General features: G+C 71.0%; 1 protein-coding gene. It reads left to right on the forward strand.

The annotated features are described in order from the left end of the window. Positions 1-1,689: acyltransferase domain-containing protein (locus ABZ078_RS44360; protein ID WP_356584384.1), on the forward strand; the 1,689-nt coding region annotated here is incomplete at both ends.

The raw sequence follows: 1,689 nt of genomic DNA on the forward strand, positions 1-1,689 counted from the left end.
CGGGGCGGGCGCGGTTCGAGCACCGGGCGGTTGTGGTGGGCCGTGATCGGGAGGAACTCCTCGCCGGGCTTGGTGACGTGAACGCCGGGATGGGTTCTGGTGGCCGGGTGGTGTTCGTGTTCCCGGGTCAGGGTGCGCAGTGGGCCGGGATGGGCGTGGGACTCCTCGACTCCGCCCCGGTGTTCGCTGAGCGGTTCGCTGAGTGTGCCGAGGCTCTTGCGGAGTTCGTGGACTGGGACGCCGAGGCGGTCCTGCGTGGGACTGCGGGTGCTCCGTCGTTGGAGCGCGTCGATGTGGTGCAGCCGTTGTCGTGGGCGGTGATGGTGTCGCTGGCGGCGCTGTGGCGTTCGTACGGCGTCGAGCCGGCTGCTGTGGTGGGGCATTCGCAGGGTGAGATCGCTGCCGCGTGCGTCGCGGGCGGGCTGACCCTCAAGGATGGCGCCCGGGTGGTCGCCCTGCGGTCGAAGGCGATCGCGGCGAGCCTGGCCGGTGACGGTGGCATGGTCTCCCTGGCCCTCAGTGCGGAGCAGGCTGCCGAGCGGATCGCCGCCTGGGACGGTCGTATCGAGATCGCCGCTCTGAACGGCCCGGCTTCGGTCGTGGTGGCGGGCGAGCCGCAGGCTCTGGATGAGCTGATCGTCGGCTGTGAGGCCGACGAGGTCCGTGCCCGCCGTATCCCGGTGGATTACGCCTCCCACACCTCCCATGTGGAGCGGATCGAGGAGGAGCTGGCCCGGGTCCTGGCCGAGGTCCGTCCGCAGACCGCCACAGTCCCGTTCTTCTCCACGGTGGAGGCCGACTGGCTGAACACGCAGGCCCTGGACGTCGGCTATTGGTATCGCAACCTGCGCCGAACGGTCCGTTTCGAGGACGCCGTACGCACCCTCGCCGACCAGGACCATGCCGTGTTCGTGGAGGTGTCGGCGCATCCGGTGCTCGCGATGAGCATCCAGGACACCGCCGACGAGGCGGCCGTCACCGGCACCCTGCGCCGTGAGGACGGCGGTCTGGACCGCTTCCTGACTTCCCTGGGTGAGCTGTGGGTCCACGGCGTGGAAGTGGACTGGGCGCAGGCGTTCGCTGGTACCGGGGCACACCATGTCGACCTGCCGACGTATGCCTTCCAGCGCAGCCGCTACTGGCTCGACGCCCCGGCTCTGTCGGATGTGGTGGCGGCTGATCCGGCCGACGCGCGCTTCTGGGAGGTTGTGGAGAACGGCGACCTGGAGTTGCTGGCCTCGGCCCTCGGGGTGTCGCCGGACGAGCCGTTGAAGGCGGCGCTGCCGGCGCTGTCGGCCTGGCGGCAGGAGCAGCGGGACGAGGCCCGGCTGGAGGGCTGGCAGTACCGCGTCGCGTGGAGGCCGGTGCCCGCGAAGGCGGAGGCTCTGTCCGGCACCTGGCTCGTCGCGGTGCCCCTAGCCCTTGCCGAGGACGAGTGGACGTCTGTGCTGGTCCAGGCTCTCGACGCGAGGGGGGCCCGGGTGCTGCGGCTGCCGGTCGAGCCGGGTGTTGATCGGGCCGGGTTGGCTGGGGTGCTGCGGGGTGTGGCGGCTCCGGCCGGGGTGGTGTCGTTGCTGGCGTTGGACGAGTCGGCGGGTCTGGGCGGGACGCTTCAGTTGGTGCAGGCGTTGGGGGATGCCGGGGTCGAGGCGCCGTTGTGGTGTGTGACCCGGGGTGCTGTGGGTGTTG

The sequence above is a fragment of the Streptomyces sp. NPDC006385 genome (assembly GCF_040612485.1).
Lineage (GTDB): Bacteria > Actinomycetota > Actinomycetes > Streptomycetales > Streptomycetaceae > Streptomyces.